The organism is Methanoculleus sp. 10 (assembly GCF_913757945.1).
Lineage (GTDB): Archaea > Halobacteriota > Methanomicrobia > Methanomicrobiales > Methanoculleaceae > Methanoculleus.
This window is the reverse complement of the sequence record NZ_CAJYDP010000002.1, coordinates 88,668-109,226: the sequence shown is the minus strand read 5'-3', so window position 1 is coordinate 109,226 and position 20,559 is coordinate 88,668. Positions and strand designations below refer to the sequence as shown.

General features: G+C 60.3%; 19 protein-coding genes. 9 read left to right on the top strand and 10 right to left on the bottom strand.

Features of this window, described 5'->3' with window-relative positions; all coding sequences use genetic code 11:
- The first annotated feature begins 5 nt into the window (after positions 1–5).
- The 9 genes from QZ408_RS02335 (at position 6) to QZ408_RS02295 (ending at position 10,594) form a co-directional block, all read left to right on the top strand.
- On the top strand, positions 6–3,230 hold the full coding sequence (locus tag QZ408_RS02335) for a DUF3344 domain-containing protein (protein ID WP_292489424.1): 3,225 nt from the start codon (positions 6–8) through the stop codon (positions 3,228–3,230).
- 108 nt (positions 3,231–3,338) lie between these two features.
- A complete protein-coding gene (locus tag QZ408_RS02330) occupies positions 3,339–4,028 on the top strand; it encodes a hypothetical protein (RefSeq protein WP_292489422.1) in 690 nt (229 codons plus the stop codon).
- A gap of 140 nt (positions 4,029–4,168) precedes the next feature.
- A complete protein-coding gene (locus QZ408_RS02325; RefSeq protein WP_292489419.1) occupies positions 4,169–5,497 on the top strand; it encodes a PKD domain-containing protein in 1,329 nt (442 codons plus the stop codon).
- Positions 5,472–5,747, top strand: a complete 276-nt coding sequence (locus QZ408_RS02320; RefSeq protein ID WP_292489417.1) for a hypothetical protein — start codon at positions 5,472–5,474, stop codon at positions 5,745–5,747. Before QZ408_RS02325 ends, QZ408_RS02320 begins: the two co-directional genes overlap by 26 nt.
- Before the next feature lie 90 nt (positions 5,748–5,837).
- Positions 5,838–6,146, top strand: a complete 309-nt coding sequence (locus QZ408_RS02315; RefSeq protein WP_365995371.1) for a nucleotidyltransferase family protein — start codon at positions 5,838–5,840, stop codon at positions 6,144–6,146.
- The gene (locus tag QZ408_RS02310) at positions 6,143–6,340 is read left to right on the top strand and encodes a HepT-like ribonuclease domain-containing protein (protein ID WP_292489415.1); all 198 of its coding nucleotides are present in this window, start codon (positions 6,143–6,145) and stop codon (positions 6,338–6,340) included. The genes QZ408_RS02315 and QZ408_RS02310 overlap by 4 nt, the downstream gene beginning before the upstream one ends.
- A gap of 211 nt (positions 6,341–6,551) precedes the next feature.
- Positions 6,552–6,872, top strand: a complete 321-nt coding sequence (locus QZ408_RS02305; RefSeq protein WP_292489413.1) for a hypothetical protein — start codon at positions 6,552–6,554, stop codon at positions 6,870–6,872.
- A 65-nt stretch (positions 6,873–6,937) separates the two neighbouring features.
- Entirely contained in the window at positions 6,938–7,396 is a 459-nt protein-coding gene (locus QZ408_RS02300; RefSeq protein WP_292488904.1) for a hypothetical protein, read from the top strand.
- 465 nt (positions 7,397–7,861) lie between these two features.
- Complete coding sequence (locus QZ408_RS02295) at positions 7,862–10,594, top strand: SBBP repeat-containing protein (RefSeq protein ID WP_292489411.1); 2,733 nt, start codon at positions 7,862–7,864, stop codon at positions 10,592–10,594.
- 194 nt (positions 10,595–10,788) lie between these two features.
- Here QZ408_RS02295 and QZ408_RS02290 read toward each other — a convergent pair whose 3' ends face one another.
- The 10 genes from QZ408_RS02290 to QZ408_RS02245 all read right to left on the bottom strand — a co-directional run bounded on the left by QZ408_RS02290 (position 10,789) and on the right by QZ408_RS02245 (position 20,499).
- Positions 10,789–13,713, bottom strand: coding sequence for a HEAT repeat domain-containing protein (locus tag QZ408_RS02290; RefSeq protein WP_292489409.1), 2,925 nt, complete (start codon positions 13,711–13,713; stop codon positions 10,789–10,791).
- Positions 13,714–13,782: 69 nt separating this feature from the next.
- Entirely contained in the window at positions 13,783–14,277 is a 495-nt protein-coding gene (locus tag QZ408_RS02285; RefSeq protein WP_292489407.1) for a response regulator, read from the bottom strand.
- A 369-nt stretch (positions 14,278–14,646) separates the two neighbouring features.
- Complete coding sequence (gene rpl12p, locus QZ408_RS02280; protein WP_292489405.1) at positions 14,647–14,964, bottom strand: 50S ribosomal protein P1; 318 nt, start codon at positions 14,962–14,964, stop codon at positions 14,647–14,649.
- Between the two features lie 33 nt (positions 14,965–14,997).
- Positions 14,998–16,023: a 50S ribosomal protein L10 gene (locus tag QZ408_RS02275; protein WP_292489403.1), complete on the bottom strand. Its 1,026-nt coding sequence runs from the start codon at positions 16,021–16,023 to the stop codon at positions 14,998–15,000.
- Entirely contained in the window at positions 16,023–16,664 is a 642-nt protein-coding gene (locus QZ408_RS02270) for a 50S ribosomal protein L1 (RefSeq protein WP_292489402.1), read from the bottom strand. Before QZ408_RS02270 ends, QZ408_RS02275 begins: the two co-directional genes overlap by 1 nt.
- A 51-nt stretch (positions 16,665–16,715) precedes the next feature.
- Positions 16,716–17,192, bottom strand: coding sequence for a 50S ribosomal protein L11 (locus QZ408_RS02265; protein WP_292489400.1), 477 nt, complete (start codon positions 17,190–17,192; stop codon positions 16,716–16,718).
- A 203-nt stretch (positions 17,193–17,395) separates the two neighbouring features.
- Positions 17,396–17,869 (bottom strand): transcription elongation factor Spt5, encoded by a 474-nt coding sequence (locus QZ408_RS02260; protein WP_292489780.1) that lies wholly within the window; start codon positions 17,867–17,869, stop codon positions 17,396–17,398.
- 5 nt (positions 17,870–17,874) lie between these two features.
- Positions 17,875–18,084, bottom strand: a complete 210-nt coding sequence (locus QZ408_RS02255) for a protein translocase SEC61 complex subunit gamma (protein ID WP_292489398.1) — start codon at positions 18,082–18,084, stop codon at positions 17,875–17,877.
- A gap of 7 nt (positions 18,085–18,091) precedes the next feature.
- Entirely contained in the window at positions 18,092–19,189 is a 1,098-nt protein-coding gene (gene ftsZ / locus QZ408_RS02250) for a cell division protein FtsZ (RefSeq protein WP_292489396.1), read from the bottom strand.
- Positions 19,186–20,499, bottom strand: a complete 1,314-nt coding sequence (locus QZ408_RS02245) for a D-aminoacyl-tRNA deacylase (RefSeq protein WP_292489394.1) — start codon at positions 20,497–20,499, stop codon at positions 19,186–19,188. Before QZ408_RS02245 ends, ftsZ begins: the two co-directional genes overlap by 4 nt.
- Positions 20,500–20,559 lie beyond the last annotated feature (60 nt).

The following is a 20,559-nucleotide window of genomic DNA, read 5'->3' as shown; positions in this document are numbered from 1 at the left end:
AACAGATGAAGCTATCACCGTTCATTATCGTAGCCTTGCTGGTTCTGGCCGTTTCCGCGGCAGTCCCTGCTGCTATGGCCTTCCCCGTTCTTCCCCACGCGTTCTGCGGTGATGTCGAGGTGAACGGGGTTTCTGCACCGGACGGGACACCCGTCTCGGCCACGGTCAGCGAAGGCACGCTCAACACCGGGGAGCAAAACCCCGTCCTGACAGTCGGGGGGAGTTACGGCAAGGGAGAAGCCCTTCCCCTCCTCGTCCAGGGAACCGACATCCCCGAGGGGGCAATTGTCAGTTTCTATGTATTTGGTATCAAGACAGACCAGACAGCAGTTTTCAGGCAAGGTGGGGGACCGACAACCGTTAATCTCTCGGTCATCTGGGAACCTGTCCCGCCGGAGATCACCTCGGTGACCTACAACCCGGATGCGAATGCAGGCCACCGCGAACTCTTCGCGCTCGAATCAAACACCATCCAGGCGAACGTGAGCAACAACTTCAGCCTCCCCGCAGAGGATCTGGATGTCAGGCTCAGCATCGGGACATACGACTCCACCGTCAACGTCCCGGAGATCCTGCCGTATGGGTATGCCCTCGTGAACTTCACCGGGTATATGCCGGGCGCGACAGGCGAGGTTGACGTTGTCGTCACGCTTGACGACGGCACAGAGGTCCAGGAGCACAGGGAAACCGCCACAGTCTACTACAACGGCTACAAGGGCAAGTGCTGGACAGACGGGAGCGATCTTGTAACCGCCGCGACCTATACCGGCCGCATTAATGTCGTCTACTCGACCGGCGATGCCGCATACGCCGGCAATCTCTGGACCGGGGAGACGGTCAGGTGGACGGCGGAGAACCTCACCGTACCGGAAGGAGCGACGATCAGGTCGGCCACCCTCTACCAGGGATACACCTGGAACAAGATGGCGACTGAACCCGCACCGCTGATGACCTTCAACGATGTGGTTGTTCTGCCGTCGGAATGCCATACCGACAGGAAAGGGTATGGAGCCTACGACTACCCCGGCGGGCTTCTTGTTTACAACGTAACCGACGATTTCCGCTCTTCCGGAAACACACTCAGCATCACCGCCGAGAATGGTGCCGACTATGCAATTTACGGAAGTTACCTGATCGTCGTCTATGAACATCCCGGGGAGTCCGAGAAGACAATCCGGGTGAACAACGGGTATGACATCCTCCAGTCGCACCCGGGCTACTGCACAGATGACGAAGAGGCAACCGCATATGCACCGTTTGAAGGCGTAAGACCCGCACTGACGGGAGATGCAACCGCGGTTGCCATCGTCAACGGCCGCCCGGTCGAAGGAAAGAGCGTTTTCCTCTTCAACGGGAAGGAGTATCCCGGCTTCTGGCCGGCATATGAGGAAAACCCGGATCCACAGGTCGGTTTCTCTGTCTATAATGTGACGGATCGGTTAACGGACGGGGTGAACGAAGCGGCCATACGAAGTGTCCGTCTCGGGGCATCTGGCGACTCGATCCAGGCCGTCGGCGTGATCCTGATCACCGGATCGCTTACCCCGCCACCGCTTCCGGTCGCCAACTTCACCGCGGCACCCACGAACGGGTTAACGCCCCTCACCGTCCAATTCACCGACCATTCGACCGATGCAACGTCGCTGCTCTGGGAGTTTGGTGACGACGCCACCTCGACCGAGCGGAACCCGGTCCACACGTTTGCGATCCGGACACCCGGAAGAAACCACTTCACTGTCTCCCTCACGGCAACGAACGTAGCCGGCTCCGATACACTGGTCAGGAGAGACTACATCGCAGTCGATCCGCCGAAGAAGACGGAAGATGTCACCAACAAGATCAACCAGACGACAGGAGAAGCAAGCGAGACGATCATCGTTACCTATGAGGGGAACGCCAATGTCACCGTCCCTGAAGGAACGGTTGCTCTGGTGAACAATCAACCGATTACAAACCTTTCCATCAGCCTTGCTCCAATCGGCACCGTCCCCGAGCCGCCGGCGGGCGCGATGATTGCTGCAGGAGACAAAGCGTTCGTCTTTGAACCGAAAGGAGCGACGTTCAACCCGGCAATCCCGGTGACCGTCACCTTCACAGCCGAAGAATGGGCACTCCTCTTTGGAGAGGGGAACAGCACCCTGCTCCAGCGCTTCGACACGACCCTGAACGCCTGGGAGCCCCTTGCAAACCAGACCGTCGACGAAGAAGCACGCACCATCACCGGATGGACGACGAAGTTCAGTACGTTTGCCCCGATCACCATCGCCAGGCCGGTCGCCAACTTCACCGCGGCACCCACATCCGGGAACCTGCCGGTAACGGTACAATTCACCGATCACTCGGCGAACGCACCGGCATCATGGCTCTGGAACTTTGGTGACGGTGCAACCTCGACCAAGCAGAACCCGGTCCACACGTATGGCACTGCCGGAACCTATACCGTCAACCTGACAGCAACAAATGCCGCCGGTTCCGATACAAAGACTCGCGCAAACTACATCACCGTTAGCCAGGGCGGCGGAGGCGGTGGCGGTGGAGGCGGCGGTGGAGGCGGCGCCCTCCCGACAGAAAAGGCGGTCGGGTCTGCTTCACTCCAGACCAACTCGGCCGGCCAGCTCCTGACGTCGTACATCGTGGAATCGGCGTCAAAAGAGGCGAAACTCTCCCTCGGCAAGGGCGTGTACGCGCTCGATAAGGACGGAAAACCGCTTGGCAAAGTCTCAATCGACGATCTTGCCGCGGCCAACGTCCCGACAGTTCCCTCCGGCGCGACCTTCTCGTTTGCCGGACATGCGGTGACCTGCTCACCCGCGGGTGCGACGTTCTCGCCGTCTGCGGGACTGGCATTTGAATTTACCGAGGCGCAATGGGACGCGATCGTGGCAAAAGCAGACCAGGACACGTCTCGTCTTACCGTGAAATGGTACAACCCGGTTTCAAAGGCATGGGAGGATGTCCCGGCAACGGTGAACAAAGATACGCGGACGCTTTCTGCAACGATCAAGCATTTCAGCATCTTTGGAGTCTTCACCGACTCTAAAGCGTCGGTTGCAACTCCGGTCGACACGACACCCGTTGCAACAACACCTCAGGCAGCAGCGCTAGCAACGCCGGCAACACCAGCAACGCCCGCGTCAACCGGGGAGTTCCCCTGGATGTTTGTGATCATCGGTGTCATCGTCATCCTCCTGATCGCAGGTGGAGCGTACTATTACACCAGAAAACCCTAAAACCCCTTTTTCCCAATGAACCCGGTGCATCGTGATAATCGTGCTAAAACATCTTCACGATTCACCTACGTTCTGGGGAAAAAAGAAGATTAATTGGAGTGTGAATTGATGCAGCTATCACGATTCGGTATCGCCGTCCTCCTGATCTTTACGGTGGCGGCGCTTGTTTCAGCCGTCTCGGCAATCCCTGTTCTACTACCCCATGCCTTCAACGGCGACGTCGTGGTGAACGGGGCGCCCGCACCCGACGGGACAACAGTCTCAGCCACGGTCAGCGAAGGCACGCTCGCCGCCGGGTCTCAGAACCCGGTGACGACCGTAGGGGGGAGTTTTGGCAGAGGTGATGCTCCTCCTCTCCTTGTCCAGGGGGAGATCCCGGATGGGGCGATCGTCACCTTCCATGTCAATGGCGTTCCCACCGGCACGACCGCAGTCTTTGAAACAGGAGGCGGCCCCACTGCTGTCCACCTCACGGTTGTGACCGATGCAACCCCGCCTCCGGCCCGGACCCCTGCCCGGGTGAGTTCGGGTGGTGGTGGTGGTGACACCACCCCGGCACCAACGGAGGTTCCGGAGGGGACGGTTACCCCTGAGGTGACCGAACCGGGAGAAGGGTCCGTGATACGCGAGACATCGGCATCCCCTGCCGCAACAACGCCCGTTACGGCAGAAACATCCCCTGTTCCCGTACAGGCTGAGACCCGGACCCCGGACCCCGAACAGGCCCCGCTTGTCTATGCACCCGTTGCACTGATAGCAGGAGGAATACTCTTCATCGCGTGGACGAGACGGCATTGAGATCATCCATTTTTTCCTGACGGCCCGGCTGTGCAAGAGGCTTTCCCGCCTATCCGCCTCCCCGACGGAGAATATGCATCTGGTATGACGTGATTGACATGGTACGAAGAAAAACAGTCGTTCTTGCTACACTCTGTGTGTTGATAACACTGGTATCGTCGGCAGCAGCAACGGAAGGGTACCTGACCGGCGACCCCTATACCCCGATACTACAATGGGGATCAGAGGGGTCCGGCAACGGGCAGTTCACCTCCCCATCCGGGGTCGCGCTGGACGGGTCCGGTAACGTCTATGTCGCCGACAGCGGCAACAACCGCATCCAGGTCTTCACCGGCACCGGGGAGTTTGTGAGAGCCTGGGGGACGGAAGGAACCGGTAACGGAGAGTTCCGTGGGCCGCGGGGTGTTGCAGTGGACAGAGATAACTTTGTTTATGTGGTGGATTACCTGAATAGCCGCATACAAAAGTTCACAAGCACAGGTAGTTACAGCGGGGAGTGGGGAGATGTTGGCAACGGTGACGGGAGGTTCAGCGGCCCGCAGGGTATTGCAGTGGATAGATCCGGCACCGTTTATGTCGTCGATACGGGAAATAACCGTGTGCAGACCTTCACAAACACAGGCAGCTTCATCAGGGCGTGGGGGAGCATGGGCAAAAGCAACGGGCAGTTCCAGTTCCCGCTCAGCATCGCGGTGGACGATGACGGCGATATCTATGTCGCAGACTCGAGCGATTTCCGGATCCAGAAGTTCAATGCTACCGGTGGTTTCCTGATGAAGTGGATGCTCTCCGGCGAGGGTATACATCACCCCTTTGGCATCGCTGTAGATGAGGGAAACGTCTATCTCGCAGATTATGATAACGACCAGATCAGAACTTTCGGTACCGGGGGAGAACCCCTCGAAAAATGGGGTTCATCCGGCTCCGACATAGGCCAGTTCAACAAACCTTCAGGTATCGCGATTGATGCAGGCGGGAATGTTTACGTGGTAGACAAGTACAACAATCGTATCCAAAAATTCGCACCTGTCACCACCCCGTCGCCAGTCGCAAACTTCTCGGCCAATAAAACGAGTGGTACCGTCCCGCTTATGATAAAGTTCACCGACACCTCCACCGGCAACCCGACTGCATGGCTCTGGTCCTTCGGCGACGGCAACACCTCAACCGAGCAGCACCCGACCCACACCTACACAACCCCGGGCACCTACACCGTGAACCTCACGGTCAGCACCGGGAGCGACTCGGATACGTTCTCCTGGCTCGACTACATCACCGTCACCCGCGTCAAGGGCGACTTCAACGGGAACGGTGAGGTCGACATCGGCGACGTCGCGAAGGTAGCGCATATGGTCGTCGGGAAGACCCCGGCCGACCCTGACGCCGACTTCAACGAGAACGGTGCGGTCGATATCGGCGACGCGGCGAAGATCGCCTACTACTTTGTCGGGAAGATCCCGGCGCTGTGAGGGGACCGGGAGGGAAGGACTTCTCAGAAGAGGGACAGCAAGACTCGGAATAGCCACCCGGGCGGCAGAGGAGCGGGGGATCCCCCGGGTGGCGCTCTCGGGCGGGGTGGCGTATAATAAGGCGATCCGGGAGACGATCGTCGGTGAGGTTCGCGCCGCCGGGTTTGAGGTGGTTATGAACCGGGAGTACCCGCTCGGGGACGGGTGCATCAGCTTCGGGCAGGTGGTCTACGGGGGGAGCGGGGAGTGAAGGGGGCGGGTCCTACGGCGCGAGCTGCAGGATCGGTTCCCGCGGCCTCGGCCCGGGCGAACCCTTATAGTCCCCTGCTCCATAAGATCGATGCAGAGAACTGGTTGGATGAGTCTGCATACCGAACTGCTCGAAATAAAAGGCGAAATCCTTGAGATCGCGATCAGGCACGGTGCCCGCACGATCAGGATCTTCGGATCGGTGGCACGGGGCGAGGAGACTCCGGCAAGCGACCTCGACCTCCTCGTCGAGTTCGAGCCGGGGAGGAGCCTCCTTGACCATATCGCGCTCGCCCAGGACCTGGAGGATCTGCTCGGCCGCAAGGTTGACGTGGTTACTGAAAAGGGACTGCACTGGTATATCAGAGATCGCATCTGCCGGGAGGCCGTGCCATTGTGAGCGATAACAGGCTCTACCTTATCCATATCATCGAATCTATCGAAAGAATTGAGGACTACACCCGGGGAGGGTGGGAAGTGTTCACAGATTCTCCGATGGCACAGGATGCAGTGGTACGAAACTTTGAGGTCATCGGTGAGGCCGTGAAGCGGATCCCGGAATTTCTGAAGGAAGAGTGCCCGGATATCCGGTAATGTCCTAAAATAGCATACTTTATATTGGATCACGTCGTATCACCTTCTTGTGATCTCGATGGCCAGACCGCGTGGACGTATCGATGTCGTCTGTCAAAACCCTGCCTGTCACTATTATCGTCGGGAAGAAGGAAAAGACATTGTTAAACGCGGGAAAGACGTAAAAACGTCCCGGCAACGCTACTATTGCAAGCATTGCAAGAAGTTCTTTATGGAAACGAAAGGCACTCTCCTCTTCAGGAAGCACCTTTCAGAGGCTGAGATCCTTACGATTTGTAAGCACTTTGTTGAAAAGAATGGCATTCGGAGTATTGAACGGCTTACCGGCCACCACAGGGATACCATCGGGAACCTCCTGACCGCCGTTGCAGAACATGCGACCCAGATGAATGACATCCTTATCCGGGAGTTAGAATTGACCCCGGTTGAATGTGATGAGTTCTGGACGTTCGTAAAAAAAAAGAAAAACATGGTGTCAACAACGGCTCAGAATCAGATTTCGCAGGTGATGCATGGGTCTACACGAGCATAAAGCGAGGCACCTATTTCCTCATTGCCGCTGCGGTCGGGAAACACACCCAGGAGACATGCGATCATATGATGGATCAACTCTATGAACGGATCGCGTTGCCGTATCCCGACGAAAAACTTGTTATCTACTCAGATGGGAACAATCAATACGAGGAGGCCCTAAACGACCGTTATGCATCCCCCTGTGTGAATTATGGCCAAAGTATAAAGATTCGGAAGCAGGGTAAAGTCATTGAGAAGCTGAAACGCATAGTCATCGGATCACCGGATCTCTCTGAGATCGAAACGACTGATATCGAAAATTCAAATGGCATCTTCCGAGAACGGATCGGTCGCCTCGTCCGAAAAACAAAGTGTTTCTCAAAACTGAAATGCCGGTTAGAAGCAGCGGTGGCAGTATTCCAGTTCTACTGGAACTTCATGAAGGAAATGGATGGAAAATCAACACCTGGAATGGTTGAAGGCATTATTGACCGGAGGATCACGTGGAGCGTATTTTTTCATACGGTTATTAAGTATGATTAATTAGGACACTACCCGATATTCGCGGCGGGCCGGGTCTTTTACAGGCTGGGGTGAGGAGGAACGCTTATCCTTCAGCCGGCCCGCCGGGGAGCCTGTAGGTAACGCGCAAAGGGGAGAGAAGCCCGCCTGCCGCTCGAAGGGGTTTCCTGGTGCCCTCCCTCGTGTGCAAAGTCATTTTGTGAGGGCGATTCCGGCGAAGCAGGTTTGTCGCTCCCGTGATAACAGGGAAATCTTTTTCTCTGCCCGAAGATTAGCATTGTACGTAGCCAGATAGTCGATCCGGCATCACGAGGGACTGACTTCCTCAATCGGGAGGCGTTCACCGACCATCGTAGCCATCCCGGCATTCCGGGCATCCCGATACCCCTGCTTCGCATCCCCCTCTCGACTCCCGGGCAGGCAGAAGCTCGCCGGCAGGATCGGCGTCGCGGATACGTGGGCGTGATGAAGCAGATGCTCTCTCTCATGGTTCTTATTATACTGATAGCGATGGCGCCGGCGGCAGCAGCGGCGGACACAGGAACAGGTGACACATCTCCGGATTCTCTTGAAATTGACGACGGAGTGAAGTATCGACTTCTCAGTTCGGGTTTCATCCCGAACGTCGGCCAGTACGATCCCGGGGTGGAGTACGTCCTGCAGTACCAGGGATCGACGGTCTTCTTTACGAGAGACGGACTTGTGCTGGCCCATACCCCCGGGAGTGCCGAGAACGCCTCACGAGACGTTATCCGGCAGTCGTTTATCGGTGCATCCCCGGAGACGCATCTCGCGGCAGGCGGTCAGCGTACGGGGGTCGTGAACTACTACGCCAGGAACGATTCGTCGAAGTGGCTGAGCGGCATCCCGGTATATTCCGAGATCGTATACGAAGACCTGTATCCCGGGATCGATCTCGTGTATGCCGAGAAGAACGGCAGGCTGAAGCGTGAGTTCCACATCTCCCCCGGCGCAGATCCCTCGCAGATCGAACTCCTCTACGAAGGGGAGAGCGGGCCTCGCGTCGACGCGGACGGCGTGTTACGGTTCGCATCGCCGGCAGGGGAGCTGCTCGAGAGCCCTCTCGCCTGCTGGCAGGTGATCGGCGGGGAGAGGGTCGACCGGGCCGCGGAGTATGTCGTCGATGACGGATCGGTTCGTATCGGGGTGGCGGAGTATGATGCCGGGTATGTGTTGATCATCGACCCCGAACTGGTGTACTCGAGTTATCTAGGCGGAGGGGGTTCTGAGTATAGTCGTGCCCTTGCGAGTGACGGCGCCGGAGGGGTCTGGGTTACGGGGGAGACGCACTCTACCGACTTCCCGGTCCTGAATGAATACCAGAGCAGCTCTGGAGGGAGTGAGAACGCGGATGTCTTCATCTCCCATTTCTCGTCATCCGGCACCCTCCTCTCATCCACCTACCTCGGCGGAGGGGGTCATGAATCTGCACATGCCCTTGCGGGCGACGGCGCCGGAGGGGTCTGGGTTACGGGGGAGACGCACTCTACCGACTTCCCGGTCCTGAATGAATACCAGAGCACCTTTGGTGGCGGGTATGGCGCGGATGCCTTCGTCGCCCACTTCTCATCGTCCGGCACCCTCCTCTCATCAACCTACCTGGGCGGATGGCAGGATGATTACGGATTTGCCCTTGCGGGTGACGGCGCCGGAGGGATCTGGGTCACGGGGTGGACATATTCTTACGACTTCCCGGTCCTGAATGAATACCAGACCAACCATGGAGGTTATGATGATGCCTTCGTCGCTCACTTCTCGTCGTCCGGCACCCTCCTCTCATCAACCTATCTGGGCGGAGGGGGTTATGATGACCGGGGACATGCCCTTGCGGGCGACGGTGCCGGAGGGGTCTGGGTCATGGGACGTACGCAATCTACCGACTTCCCGGTCCTGAACGCATACCAGGACAGCTCTGGAGGGAGGGCGGATACCTTCGCCTCCCACTTCTCGTCGTCCGGCACCCTCCTCTCATCAACCTACCTGGGCGGACAGGATTCAGATGATGGACGTGTCATTGCGGGTGACGGCGCCGGAGGGGTCTGGGTCGCGGGGGAGACGAGATCTACCGACTTCCCGGTCCTGAACGCATACCAGAACAGCTCTGGAGGGAGTGAGGATGCCTTCGTCGCCCACCTCTCATCGTCCGGCACCCTCCTCTCATCAACCTACCTGGGCGGAGAGAGTTCGGATAATGGATATGCCCTTGTGGGTGACGGCGCCGGAGGGATCTGGGTCACGGGACGTACCTGGTCGTCCAACTTCCCGGTCCTGAACGCACACCAGAGCGGCTTTGGGGGAAATTCTTTATTTTTTGATAGCGATGCCTTCGTCTCCCACTTCTCGTCGTCCGGCACCCTCCTCTCATCAACCTATCTGGGCGGAGGGAGCGACGATTACGCAGGCGGAGGGGCTCTTGATTATGCATATGCCCTTGCGGGTGACGGCGCCGGAGGGGTCTGGGTTACGGGGGGGACGAGATCGGGTAATTTCCCGGTCCTGAACGCATACCAGAGCAGCTATGGAGGAGGGGAGTGGGATGCCTTCGTCTCCCACTTCTCGTCGTCCGGCACCCTCCTCTTATCGGCCTACCTGGGCGGAGGGAGTACGGATATTGGGTATGCCCTTGCGGGCGACGGCGCCGGAGGAGTCTGGGTCACGGGGATTACAGAATCTACCAACTTCCCGGCCCTGAACGCATCCCAGAGCAGCTGTGGAGGAGGTTGCGATGTCTTCGTCGCGAAGTTTGCCGGCGACGATCCGATGCCGGTATATCCACTTACCGCTAATTTCACCGCAAACACCACCGCCGGCCTGGCGCCGCTCGCCGTCCGGTTCACCGACACCTCGGCCGGCAACCCGACCGCCTGGTCCTGGTCCTTCGGCGACGGCAACACCTCCACCGAGCAGCACCCGACCCACACCTATAGAGCATCGGGGAACTACACCGTGAACCTCACGGTCAGCACCGGGAGCGGCACGGACACGCTCTCCCGGCCGGGGTACATCACCGTCACGGTCAAGGGCGACGTCACAGGCGACGGCATCGTCGACATCAGCGACGTCTCGAAAGTGGCCTACATGGTCGTCGGGAAGACGGCGGTCGACCTCGCCGCCGACTTCAACGGCAACGGTGCGGTCGATATCGGCGACGCGGCAAAGATCGCCTACTACTTCATCGGGAAGATCCCGGCGCTGTGAGCGAGACGCAAGTTTCTTGGAGAAGGGGATAGGGAAGTCCTAACCCCCAACCATTATTCCCCGATCCCGGCCCGGGAGCACAGACCTGCGAGCGAGGGATATGCGCAGCCGGGCAAGAACCGGGGAAATAACCATGAACCCCGCATACCCACCGGACTCACGGGGCTGTACAGCGACCTTCGCCGGCGAACGCCTCACCGAGCCCCGGGAGGAGAGGAGGCCGGTCCCTCCCCGCCTCTCCTCAACTCCTTCTCCTCGATGAGGCTTGCCACCTTCATCGCGGCATAGACCCCCTTGACCTGCAGAGCCCCGCCCCCCCTTATCGCCGCTCTGATCGACCGGACAGTCTCGTCATCCCCGAGCACCGTAAGAGACGCCACCGCCCCATCCTGGATCTCCCGGTCTGTATCAAAGAGAGCATCGATCAAAGTGCTTTCCGCCTGCTTCCCGAGCGCAATAACCTCATCCCACCTCCTGCCGGCGATCAACACCGTTGCGTGCTCCTCCGGCAGGCGCGGTTCCCAGCCCATCCCCACAAGCGCGAGAACTGCCTCCCGACGGACAGAGAAACGGCCGGCACGGAGGAGCGGGACAAGCTGAGACACCGCTCTTTCTTCCCCTAATATCGATTTCATGGCGGCAAGAGCGTTGTTCCGGACAGCAGGATTCCCGTCTTTCAGGAACACCGGTATACGCGACCCCCAGTAGTTGGCCAGTTTTAGCAACGATGACAGCGCAGCCGACTTCACCTCGGGGTGCGCATCATTGAGCGCAACCAGCAGGGCGCGTACCGCATCGTCGTCCTCAAAATCGCCGAGGACCGTGACGGCAAGCGTGCGGCTGCCGGGGTCCGGGCTCCTCGCCAGCTCGGTGAGCGGGAGGACCGCACCCCCCGGTTTCAGGACCGAGAGTGCTTCAGCAGCCTGCCGCCTTACGTCAAATACCGGGTCCTCAAGCGCAACGACCAGAGAGCCGAAGGCCTTGTGGTCGCCCAGCATACCGAGAGAAAGAGCCGCACGCCCGCGGATCCCTGCATCCGTATCGCGCAGCGCATGCATCAGCGGTCGAACTCCCCGGAGATCCCCGAGATTCCCCAGTGCCTCGGCAGCCTTAATCCGGGCTCCCACATCCGCACGAGGGTCGTTGAGGATACCGATAAAATACTGCAGGTCCGGAACATCCTCATGCGCCGCGACACTCATCTTCCTCCCGCCGGACGCCGTATGTGACTTCCAATCCTCCTGCAACGTTCGCTCTTCCTGATCGACGGTGCCTGGAGGGACCGCCCCCACCCTGCCCTGCAGACCACCCGGGAGCAGTGCCGGTTTAGCGTTCTCCCGCTCTCCAGCAGGGCCAGCCAGGAGACCCTGGCGCCGGATCTCCTCCCAGTCCTCCTTTGCAACCAGGTAGGTCAACTGCTCCCGGGGACCCGAAGGTTTCCAGCCGATCCTCTCAACCGCCCTTGCGGCCGCCTTCCTCACCGCAGTATCCGGATCCTCGAAGAGCCCGACAAGCGGCTGAACCGCGGCGGTCACCCCGCGCCTGCCGACCTGCCGGGCCGCCTCCCGCCGTATCCCGGCATCCGGGTCGCCGAGCGCCCTGATGAGGAGGAGGTCCGTTTTTTGGCCGGAGTACGGGTGGATCGCCCTTACCGCCTCAAACCGAACGGCAGGATCAGGGTCCTGGAAGAACGGGAGCAGGGCGGGGAGCACCCGGGCATCCCTCGTCCACCCCATGGCCCTTATGGCGCTGAGGCGGACGTCGGGGCTTTCATCGCCGGACGCTGCGATGATAGTCGCAACGGCCCGTTCTGATCCTATTCTCCCCAGTGCAGCAACGGAATCCCGGCGGAGATCCGGACCTCCGGTTGCGTACGCTCGTATGAGGGGGTTCACCGCTTCTTCACCACGGATCTCGCCGAGTGCAACCGCGGCAGAAGACGAAACGCGCTCATCCGGATCCGCCAGCGCTGCAATGAGCGGTTCGACCGCCCGCCGATCGCGGCTATCTCCCAGGATCGAGGCCGCCCGCCACCTGATGTCGGGATCCGGGCTCCCAAGCAGCCTGATCATGGCATCCGTCGCCGGGCTGCCGATGGCCATGAGTGCCTTTGCGATGTTCATCCTCTCCGCGCCCTGACGCTTCTGCAGCTCCCCGGCGAGAGGATCGACGCCGCGCTTCTTGAGCCGCACAAGACCAATCCAGTCGTCTTTTGCGCTCAGGAACAGGATATTATGGTAGATGCTCAGGGGCTCCCACGCAAGACGACCGAGTGCCCCTGCCGCGACCTTCCGGGTGCTTAAATGCGGGCTCTCGAGCCCGTGAACAAGAGCCTCTTTCGATTCGGCGTTCCCGATCTCCGCAAGCGCGGCGGCCACCTCATAGGTGACACATTCTTCCGGATCATCAAGGGCTTTGCGGAGGTGCCGGACGACGCTCCGGCTTCTCGTTGTACCAAGGATCCTTGCGGCATGCATCCGGACATCGAAATACCCGTCATCCAGCGCCCAGACCAGAACGTCCACCAACGCTCGGCCGTAGCGTGACACCTCCTTCCAGTCTCTTCGCGCAAATGCGAAAGCGCCCCGTTCCCGGTCATCGACCGGTTTCCAACCGCACTTCTCCAGGGATTCGGCAGCCTTCGACCGGATACCCGGGTGCCGGTCCAGCAGCATCCCCCGCAGTGCTGCAACAGCATCCCCACCCCGCATGGCCCCGAGCGCCCAGATTGTCGCGATCCTCATGTCGTAGTCGGGATCCGTCAGGAAGGGGATGATATGCGCCGTCGCACGCGGGTCCCGGATCTTCCCGAGCGCCCAGAGCACCTGGAGCCGCACGGTCCCGTCAGGGTCGCTGAGAAACGGGGTGAGCGCTTCCGTCGCCCGGGTATCCCCGATGGAACCGAGCGCCTCCACGGCTTTCCACCTGACGTCCGGATCGGCATCGGCCAGCGCCCGGACAAGGGCATCGACCGCACGCGGGTCGCGCAACTCCCCAAGTCCTCCCGCCGCCATCCACCGAGTGTCCTTATCCCCGTTCCTGAGGGCCGCTACCAGGCCGCCGAGGTCCCGCTTCGAAACGAGCCTGCCGATATCAGCGGCGATGAGGCCAAACGACATTATAATCCGCCCCCGGTAAAGAACCCCTCCGGTAGATGCCCGGAACCAGTCCCGGCTGACATCACGCCATCACGCCCCGAGATAGTCTTTAAGGATCTCCCTCAACAGCGCGGGTTCGACAGGTTTGGCGATGACCCCGATAACCTCATCCTTGTAAGGGGCAAGTTCTTCCTCGGTCAGTCTCCACGCCGAACAGACCATCACCGGGATCTCCAGCGCCCCGGGGATCTTTCTCCGTTCGTCCAGGAACTGCGAGCCGTCCATCGGCGACATCATGAGATCGAGGAGTATCAGCGAGGGAGGGTCTTCGGAGATTAGCTTAAGCCCCTCCCGGGGATCATTTATCGCGATAGGAGAGTACCCGAACGATTTTATAAGCAGTTCGGTGATTCGGAGGACTTTGTCGTTGTCGTCGATTATCATCACTTTCTTCGGCATGCCCGGTACCACCTCTTTGATTCCCGCAGGGGTGAGCGACTGCGGTCCTGCAGGAAACCTGGTTTTGAATAACTGGTTATCTGGAGGGGGTGTTTTTATATCTACCCATATGTAGCGGATGAGCATGCCCGCCTGAGGAGGAAAAGATCAGTGGAATTGCGGCGAACCGGAGGTCTGCCTGCCGGGAGGCTGCAGAGCAACGTTTCGGCAGGCACAACACGTGGCCGTGCCGTGTCGCTCCCGTCCGGCCCCTTCGAGTTCGTGTGAAACCCCTTCCCCTATGGGGCGATCCCCAAACTCCGCCGATGAACCACCGGCGCCCAGGGCGTTCCAATCCAGACCCGTCGTGGGTCGTCACAGATTACCGGACGTGCATCCACGGTAACTCACGCATACTCCCCGGTCCTCTCTAACAGGGGTCCCAGGAGAATCATAGCGCGGAAAACCGCGGGGTACCGACAACTGCCGGCCAACCGCCGGCGAAAAAAAAAAGATTTATCCGAAGAGGGCGCCGAGACCGGCCATGCCGCTCTCTTCTTCCTCTTCCTTCTTGGACTCCTCTTCAGCCTCTTCCTCGGCCGCGGGTGCGGCGGCTGCGGGGGCGGCGGCGACCGCAGGTGCAGCGGCGACCGGAGCGACGGCGGCCTTACTGATGGCCTCCTCGATGTTCACGTCCTCGAGTGCGGCGACGAGCGCCTTCACGCGGGCATCCTCTGCGGCGACACCGGCCGCCTTCAGGACAGCAGTCACATTCTCTTCAGTTACATCCTTGCCTGCGTTGTGCAGGAGCAGTGCAGCGTAGATATACTCCATTGTTCGTTCACCTCTGATTTCTTTGAAATAGTATTACCCGAAGAGGGCGCCGAGACCGGCCATGCCGCTCTCTTCCTCCTCTTCCTTCTTCTCCTCTTCCGTCTCCTCTTCTTCGGGCTTTGCCTCGACGGCTGCCGGGGCTGCAACGGGTGCCGCAGCGGTTGCAGCCGAGGCCGCCTTCAGGGTCGCCTCATCGAGCTCGAAACCGTGGTCCTGCGCCGCAAGCGCGACGACCAGCATCTCGCGCCGTGCCCGCCCGATGATCAGGTCGACGATATCCTTCTCGTAGATCGGCGCCTCGACGCCCACGTTCCGGGCTTCGCGCACCGCCCTGCCGATGATCGCGCCGATCGTCGTCGGGGTCGGGATCGCGGCATTCACCGAGAGGTTGAACGCCTGCCGGGCAGCAAGCGCGATGTTGTTTGCGTAGGCCTCTTCGTCGATAGCGAGAAGGTCCGGCGTGAAGACGGTGTTACGGTAGTATGCAGCCTGCAGGACGAGACCGACGTCCATCGGCTTGATACCGAGCTTCACGAGAGCATCGGCAACCTTCTTGCTGATGACCTCGCCCTTCTTCACGACCGTCTTCGTCTCGCGGATCTTGACCTTTCCGCCCTCGATGGCTGCAGGAATGCCCACCTGCTGGAGCTCGCCCACGATGGGGCCGGGCTTGAAACTGGTCGGACCCTTCGGGACGACGACATCCTCCGGCGCAGTCTCGCCGGGCTTTGCCGCCATCTTGGTCTTCGTCTTCTCAAGCAGCTTGAAGAGCTTGAAAGGGTTCTCGTCCGTGAAGATCAGGGCGCTCTGGCCTTCGGCATGCTCCTTCAGGGCCTCGACGCTGCCGCCGAGTTCGGTGAGAGCGTGCTCGATGAGCGTGTTCCTGGCCATCTTCACCGTCGCCGTGCCGCGGAGGTTCCGCCGGATATGCTGGACCTGCGAGGCGGGGATGCCGTACATGTCCACAACGCCGACGAGCGTGTGCTCCTCGACACCGCGCTTGATCGCGTCTACCTCTTCCTTCTTCCACCGGGGCAGGTGATGTGTGTAAAGCGCCATCAGATCACCCTCACTGCCGGTCCCATGGTCGTCTTCACGTAGACCGAGTGGATGTTCAGCGCCCCGCTCTCGAGGACCGACTCGACCCTCCTGAGGACCGCATCGATGTTCTCGGCGATCTCTACAGGCGTCATTCCGGCTGACCCGACCTTTGCGTGGAAGACTTTCTTGTCCTTCGTCCGGATCTTCACGGAACTCCGGAGACGCTGGACAATGGGCCGGATGTCCATGCCCTGCGGAACCGGCATCGGCATCCGCCCGCGCGGACCAAGCCTGACACCGAGATAGCGGCCGACGAGCGGCATCATGGCCGTCTCGGCAAGGAAGAACCGGTACTCTTCCGCCACCTTACGCGCTTCCCGGGGTTCGCCCCCGAGCCGCTCGATCTCCTCAGGCCCGATGATAAGGTCCACACCCGCATCCTTTGCCTGCGTGGTGATATCGCCCTTCCCGAGAACGGCGATCTTGACGTTGTCAAGACCGTTCGGAAGGAGAATCGTCTCATCGATACGATTCTTGGGCTGGGACATATCGATATTCCTGAGGTTGACGGTGATATCCACGCTCTCCTTGAACTTCCGTTCCGGAGCCTTCTCCAGTGCCGCCTTCACGGCTTTCTGTATACTGGTTTTATCAACCATCCTTTGCCTCCATAGTACACGACCTCACGATCTTCTATGGTTGTCTGACATCTATGCGACGAGTACACCGTCGTATGTCCCGTCGTTGATGGCCTGGATCACATCGCGGGGCTTCTGGCCCTCAACGGTGACGCCGACGCTCACGCACGTTCCAATGACCTCTTTGACCGCTGATTTCAGGTCGTAAGAGAGCATGCCATCAAACTTCATACGGGCGATACGGACAGCGGCCTCCAGCGGCAGGTTTCCTGCCACCTGAGTGCCCGGCTCTGCGGAACCCTTCGCGATACCGGCCTCTTTCATGACGAGGGCCGTCGTGGGCGGAACGCCCACCTCAATCGTGAAGTTGCGCTTATCGTCGACCGTGACTATCACCGGCACCTGCATGCCGTTGAAGTCGGCCGTCTTTTTGTTGATCTCGTCGACGACAGCCTTCACGTTGATACCGAGAGGTCCGAGTGCAGGCCCGAGAGGCGGACCTGCCGTAGCCTTGCCGCCGGGCACCAATACCTCGACCGTTTCTGCCATACAAATTCACCAGCTTATTCCTCAGGGGAATAGTTGCCTGGGTTATCTAAGGTCAGCGTAAGGGGATTTAAAGGTATAGTGCCGGGCGGTTCCGCTCCCAGACCGGCGGCGCGCAGGAGAGAATGCGCCCGAAAGGGGGATCGCATCGCCGGCAGCGCCGGAGCGCGCGAACGGGCCAAAAAAGAAGTGGAGAGATACTCTTTTTAGCGGGTGTCTTCCGACCGCTCCACGACGCGGACGGAGTCGCCGCGGACCGTGATCGGGATGGGGACCATGCTCTCGTAGAGCTCGACCGTGATCTCTTCCTTTCCGGAATCGATCCTCTTCACGACCGCTTTCTCGCCCTTGAAGGGGCCCGCGATGATCTCGACGATGGTGCCCTCGGTGATGCCGCTGACCACCGGTTTCGGCACCAGGAAATGCTCGACCTCCGAGAGAGCGGTCGAGCCCTGCACCACCGCGCGCGCGTGGGGGATCAGTTCCACCAGCTGCTCTATCCGGGCGATGGAGTCAGGGCTCTCCACAAGGACGTAGCCCTTCAGTTCCTCGGGGACCATGACGGCCGTCACGTGGATGTCCTTCTGCTCCCGGGTCACCTTCTCGATGTTGTCGGCTACCGTCCGTTCCTGCTTTGCGGTCGTCTTTATCGCATATATCCTGTTGACGCTCTCAGCCATATTCATCATTTAGGCAGTACCAGCATGATCTCATATATGATAAAGCCGACAAGGCCGATGAGCATGATGCCGGCCGCCGCCACGATCGCGATCTTCGAGAACTCGTCGCGGGTCGGCGTCCGTGCCAGTTTCAGCACCCGCCAGTACTTCTTGAAGAGTTCCTCTTCGATCTTGAACGACGTTACTTCCTCAAACTTCTCTTTATAGTCCATCATAACCGGCTCACTTCAGGAAGTCGATCTCAAACTGTTTCATCATACGTGGCATACTCTTTTCGTTTCTCCCATATATTTGTGGTGACCGGACACCCGTGATGACAAGGAGCGTCCGCATCCGCCCCTGCATCTCGGGATCGACCTGAGCACCCCATATGATACGGGCATCCGGGTCGATGCGGTCGTAGACCTCCTGGATAACGCCTTCAGCCTCGTACATGGTCATATCCGGCCCGCCGACCACGTTGACGAGGGCTGCGGTCGCCCCGGAGATATCCACGTCAAGCAGCGGAGAGCGCAGCGCCTTCTTGACCGAGTCGGCGGCTTTGTCCTCGCTGTCGCTTTCGCCCATACCGATCATCGCGACCCCGCCCCGCTCCATGACAGTCCGGACATCAGCGAAGTCGAGGTTCACGAGACCGGGCATCGTGATCAGTTCGGTGATGCCCTTGACCGCCCGCATCAGCACCTCGTCGGAGACCTTGAAGGCGGCATGGAGGGGAAGACGGGGCACGACCTCGAGCAGGCGGTCGTTTGGGACGACGATGACGGTATCCGCCACCTCGCGGAGCCGCTCGAGACCCGCCTCGGCGTTCTGCGCCCGGATGGCGCCTTCCGCCGTGAACGGCAGGGTGACCACGGCGATGGTCAGGGCGCCCTCCTCCCGGGCGGCCTTCGCGACCACGGGGGCGGAGCCTGTTCCGGTGCCGCCCCCAAGGCCGGTGGTGATGAAGACCATGTCGCACCCTTCGACGGCCCGCTTGATGTCGTCCTCGTTCTCGAGAGCCGCCTCCTCACCGACCTGAGGGATCGAGCCCGCGCCAAGGCCTCGCGTCCTCTGTCTTCCGATCAGGATCCGGGTCTCCGCCTGGGTCCGGATGAGGTGCTGGGCGTCGGTGTTGAGAGCGATCAGCCGCGCCCCGTTGATGCCTTCCTCCGCCATCCGGGTGACCGTATTCGAACCGCCGCCTCCGCACCCGACGACCGCAATCTCCGTCCGGAGTTCCATGAGGATGTCTTCGAGATCCTTGTCGACCCCCGTGGGCTCAGCAAAGCGCTGCTCCTCTCGTGCCCGTGAAAGTGCCTCTTCTACGATGGATTTCATATGTATCTCTCCAATCCCGGGATATGTATCCTCTTTGCACTGGTTGTTTGCACTGCATCGGGTGTGATCTTTTGTCCCTCGATCTCAACCGCCTTCCCGCCGGCAAGCATGGCAAAGAGCGGCCCCCTCGGAACCCCAAGCCTACGCGCCTTCTCGGGGTCGAACCGCACCTTCCGGAGGACGAGGTGATCACCGTCGATTACAGCGTCTTCAGAGATAAGTAAGAGTTTTACGCAGAGGGTAGTTATATCACTTGCGAGTCGGGAGGACTCACCCTCAAACCCGATAAACGTCGATAGCACCTCCGTTGAGCCTTTTGAGAGATGGGCCACGGGCAATCTGTCGAGGGCGGCGATAAACCCGCCTTTATCGGATTTCACTGCTTCTTCAACGAGAGCCGGGTTTATCCCGACCGGCACGGGCGTTCCCTGCCCGGTAAGGCCGTGGACCCGGAGGCGGGACCCGGCGGCGATCTCTTCGGCGAGAACCCGTACCCGGAGGTAGGTGGCCCATTCGAGGTCCCCGATCTCCCGGATCTCCGATTCTGAGAGGATGAGGATCCCGGCGTCATCGAGCAACCGCTCGATCCGGGCGGCCTCACCGGAGGGAAGTGATTTTTCATCGATGTAGGCGGCGACGGCGCGGCTTGCCTCCTGCATCCGCCGGACGAGGCCGATCTCGAGGGCGCCGATCTCCCGGGTCGGCGCGATGTGGCCGAAGGCGCCCCGGGAGGCGAGGGCGATAGAGGTCTGCCGCACGGCGTAGTGGGTCCCGCCAAACCCGATGAGGTTGATCGTCTCCCGCGGCACTGCGGAGAGGATGCTCTCCGCCGCCGCTCTCCCGGCGGCGGGGTCGGCCCACTCGGCGGCGGTGGACCCGATCTCAACGAAGAGCGAGGGCGTGAAGAGCGCCGTCGGACCGTGGTGCGTCACCTCGTAGGAGACCCGGTAACCCTCCGGGGCCCGGGCGGCGAGGTTCTGGAGAATGGCGTGCATCCACGCAGGGGCTGCCGGCGCAAGCATCCCCGGCTCCCCGCCGAGGTCGGCGGCCCCGTAGTTGCCGGTCACGTGCACGGTCAGGGCGGGCGCCGGTTGCGCACTCGAGTGCCGGGATATGAAGATGATGAGGTCGGCGGCGACCTCTTCGTCGATCCGGTCCTGGTGGATCAGCCTTCCCCGGACCTCGTGAAACGCCAGCGTGTGGTTATCCGTAAGCGGCCATCGCCCGCCCTCCGCGAGCAGGGAAAGGAGGTGGTCACGGATGTTTACCCCCGCGGCATCCTGCTTTGAGTTGATCAGCGCGATCCGCATCAGTATACATGGGCCGGCGGCACGCTAAATGGTAGTGCCTGACCCTGCCCTATAGTAAAT

Bases quoted from the DNA above. Each gene is read 5' to 3' on its own strand.
- QZ408_RS02260 (WP_292489780.1), bottom strand. From the start codon at position 17,869: ATGGCTGAGAGCGTCAACAGGATATATGCGATAAAGACGACCGCAAAG.
- QZ408_RS02335 (WP_292489424.1), top strand. From the start codon at position 6: ATGAAGCTATCACCGTTCATTATCGTAGCCTTGCTGGTTCTGGCCGTT.
- QZ408_RS02245 (WP_292489394.1), bottom strand. From the start codon at position 20,499: ATGCGGATCGCGCTGATCAACTCAAAGCAGGATGCCGCGGGGGTAAAC.
- QZ408_RS02315 (WP_365995371.1), top strand. From the start codon at position 5,838: ATGCAGAGAACTGGTTGGATGAGTCTGCATACCGAACTGCTCGAAATA.
- QZ408_RS02300 (WP_292488904.1), top strand. From the start codon at position 6,938: ATGATGGATCAACTCTATGAACGGATCGCGTTGCCGTATCCCGACGAA.
- QZ408_RS02255 (WP_292489398.1), bottom strand. From the start codon at position 18,084: ATGATGGACTATAAAGAGAAGTTTGAGGAAGTAACGTCGTTCAAGATC.
- QZ408_RS02265 (WP_292489400.1), bottom strand. From the start codon at position 17,192: ATGGCAGAAACGGTCGAGGTATTGGTGCCCGGCGGCAAGGCTACGGCA.
- QZ408_RS02270 (WP_292489402.1), bottom strand. From the start codon at position 16,664: ATGGTTGATAAAACCAGTATACAGAAAGCCGTGAAGGCGGCACTGGAG.
- rpl12p (WP_292489405.1), bottom strand. From the start codon at position 14,964: ATGGAGTATATCTACGCTGCACTGCTCCTGCACAACGCAGGCAAGGAT.
- QZ408_RS02305 (WP_292489413.1), top strand. From the start codon at position 6,552: ATGGAAACGAAAGGCACTCTCCTCTTCAGGAAGCACCTTTCAGAGGCT.
- QZ408_RS02275 (WP_292489403.1), bottom strand. From the start codon at position 16,023: ATGGCGCTTTACACACATCACCTGCCCCGGTGGAAGAAGGAAGAGGTA.
- QZ408_RS02295 (WP_292489411.1), top strand. From the start codon at position 7,862: ATGGTTCTTATTATACTGATAGCGATGGCGCCGGCGGCAGCAGCGGCG.
- QZ408_RS02285 (WP_292489407.1), bottom strand. From the start codon at position 14,277: ATGCTCATCCGCTACATATGGGTAGATATAAAAACACCCCCTCCAGAT.
- QZ408_RS02330 (WP_292489422.1), top strand. From the start codon at position 3,339: ATGCAGCTATCACGATTCGGTATCGCCGTCCTCCTGATCTTTACGGTG.
- ftsZ (WP_292489396.1), bottom strand. From the start codon at position 19,189: ATGAAATCCATCGTAGAAGAGGCACTTTCACGGGCACGAGAGGAGCAG.
- QZ408_RS02290 (WP_292489409.1), bottom strand. From the start codon at position 13,713: ATGTCGTTTGGCCTCATCGCCGCTGATATCGGCAGGCTCGTTTCGAAG.